Genomic DNA, 2,422 nt, shown 5'->3' on the forward strand with positions numbered 1-2,422 from the left:
ATTCATAATAGCACCAGTAAGAAGAAAACAAGCTTTACGGTACTACTAGTTATCAAAGATGTTACAGTAGTTTATTTAGAATCAGTGTGATTGAAAGGTTGTACTATATGGCCTAATAATTTCGAAAAAATGTCGGTGTGGCATAAAACAATTATGGAGGTTAAAGATATGAGTACTTCAAATTTGAATGAAATAAGTAAACAAATTTTAAAAGAGGAGGAAACACTTCAATTTTCCTCTTTTACAAATGAAGATGCCTTGCAACTAGGTTTATTTATCGTTGAAACAGCAAAGCGAGAGGGGAAATTGATTGCTGTTGATATAACGAAAAATGGTGTGCAATTATTTCATTTCAAGATGACAGGGACAAATGAGGAAAATACGAAATGGATTGAGCGTAAAAAACGAGTCGTTTCCCTGCATGATCGTAGCTCGTATTATATGCAGATACAAAGTGAAATAACTGGGGTCTCCTATAATGAAAAATATCTTTTAGATACTTCAGAATACGCTGCGTTTGGTGGATGTTTTCCTATCAGAATAAAAAACGTAGGGGTTATTGGAATGATAACAGTTTCAGGATTACCACCAGAAGAAGATCACGAATTGGTAATAAGGGCAGTTAAAAATCATTTGAAGCAATAGTAAAAATAAATGTGATGGTTAAGTAAAAGCCAAGAATGAACATATTATTGTTCGTTTTTGGCTTTTTATTATTTTTTCTTATAGTCGGCTAAGAGGGTTCTTTTACAGGTAGTACTTAATTGTGCAATGTTCTTTAAATTGCATCGTTTTGTTCGAGTGAGCGAAATTGCTGTAATTGAAGATGCTCTAAATTAATGTGAAATTTGGTGATTAAAGTAGCTACATTTCATATTTGTGTAAATATGAAACAAGCAGGATACATGAATAGAGAATGGGTAAAATAGTACCGAATGATGATTAGATTTTATGAATGATGTTATAAGGCTTTTTTTAGGAAAACTGAAGGAAGCAGTGTGTTTAGATTTAGAATGACTGGCAATGGGTGCTAGGAAGTTCAATGATTCAAAAATGAACTCATTTAAACGCATACTATCTTCGAGATGTATCATTTTGAAGAATATTAAAACTTAGGAGGAACGGAATTATGACAAAAGATTTCTATACTGCACTGAAAGAAAGACGTACTTACTATGGGATTAATAAAGAGGTACAAGTATCGGATGAAAAAATTAAAGAAATCGTGGAGTTTGCTGTGAAATATACTCCATCCGCTTTCAATTCTCAAACTGCACGATTAGTTGTATTATTTGGTGAAGCTCATGATAAATTATGGGATATTACCACTGAAACATTAAGAAAAGTAGTTGGAGATGGAGACTTTTCAGGAACGCAACAAAAAATGGATTCTTTTAAAGCTGGTTATGGAACAGTATTATTCTTTGAAGATGAGGCTATCGTTAAATCGCTTCAAGAAAAATTTGCTGCATATGCTGAAAACTTCCCAATTTGGTCACACCAAGCATCAGGTATGCACCAATTAGTCGTGTGGACAGGTTTAGAAGCAGAGGGATTAGGGGCATCATTACAACATTATAATCCATTAATTGACGATGAGGTAAAACAAGAATGGAATGTCCCTGCTAATTGGAAACTAATTGCACAAATGCCATTTGGTAATCCAACAGCTGCACCAGGTGAAAAAGAATTCCAACCACTTGAAGAGCGTGTGAAATTTCATAAGTAATATTCGAATGTAATAAAATAGAAATTTAATCAGTGGTGGTCTTACTGTCCGCAAATAACAGGGGAAGCTAACTGTATTGTAAAAATAAAACTGTTTATTAATAAAAAAGCTTATTCGTTTTTTTTATTAATCGAGTATGTATGAATAAAAGATTTTAAAACACTATTTTAATCTGTAAGGGAACAAGGTGATCGTTTTGATCACCTTGCTTTATTTCTTACATTTTATTTATTAAAAAACGCTAGCTTTTCATAAATGCTTGAAAAATTAGCGTTTTAATAATAGGTATCTGTAATTTGATTACTTAAAACTATATACGAAAAAGCTTTTATGTTATTCCTCAAGTTCTATCCATTCCTGTGACCATTCTTCTATTCCGCGAATAATAGCTTCTAAAGCAAATCCTTTTTGAGTTAAAGAATATTCTATACGAACTGGTGTCTCAGGAAAGACTTTACGTTCGACAATTCCTTCTAGTTCTAATTCTTTCAATCTTTCTGAAAGTAATCTTCCGCTAACAGGAAGAGAAGATTCAAGTGTACAAAAGCGCTGAGATCCAGAAAAAAGTTGGTAAATAATTAGTGCTGTCCATCGTTGACTAAAAAATTTCATTCCTTTTTCAAAGCGAGGGCATAATGTAGAATCATTCATTTTCCTTCACCTCCTAAAATAAATTATATAACATATTACTAT

At 32.5% G+C, this 2,422-nt stretch carries 3 protein-coding genes; 2 read left to right on the forward strand and 1 reads right to left on the reverse strand.

The window, feature by feature from the left end:
- Positions 1-129: 129 nt before the first annotated feature.
- Positions 130-645 (forward strand): heme-degrading domain-containing protein, encoded by a 516-nt coding sequence (locus tag ABWK52_RS26320; RefSeq protein WP_139016290.1) that lies wholly within the window; start codon positions 130-132, stop codon positions 643-645.
- Positions 646-1,129: 484 nt separating this feature from the next.
- Entirely contained in the window at positions 1,130-1,729 is a 600-nt protein-coding gene (locus tag ABWK52_RS26325) for a nitroreductase family protein (RefSeq protein ID WP_000158938.1), read from the forward strand.
- Positions 1,730-2,062: 333 nt separating this feature from the next.
- On the opposite strand, the gene ABWK52_RS26330 is transcribed toward ABWK52_RS26325, so the two are convergent.
- Positions 2,063-2,380, reverse strand: coding sequence for a winged helix-turn-helix transcriptional regulator (locus ABWK52_RS26330; protein ID WP_001000104.1), 318 nt, complete (start codon positions 2,378-2,380; stop codon positions 2,063-2,065).
- Between the last annotated feature and the right edge of the window lie 42 nt (positions 2,381-2,422).

Source organism: Bacillus sp. AP50 (genome assembly GCF_040492675.1).
GTDB classification, from domain to species: Bacteria; Bacillota; Bacilli; order Bacillales; family Bacillaceae_G; genus Bacillus_A; species Bacillus_A cereus.

Excerpts from the sequence above, each read along its gene's own strand:
- ABWK52_RS26320 (WP_139016290.1), top strand. The coding sequence starts at position 130 with ATGTCGGTGTGGCATAAAACAATTATGGAGGTTAAAGATATGAGTACT.
- ABWK52_RS26325 (WP_000158938.1), top strand. The coding sequence starts at position 1,130 with ATGACAAAAGATTTCTATACTGCACTGAAAGAAAGACGTACTTACTAT.
- ABWK52_RS26330 (WP_001000104.1), bottom strand. The coding sequence starts at position 2,380 with ATGAATGATTCTACATTATGCCCTCGCTTTGAAAAAGGAATGAAATTT.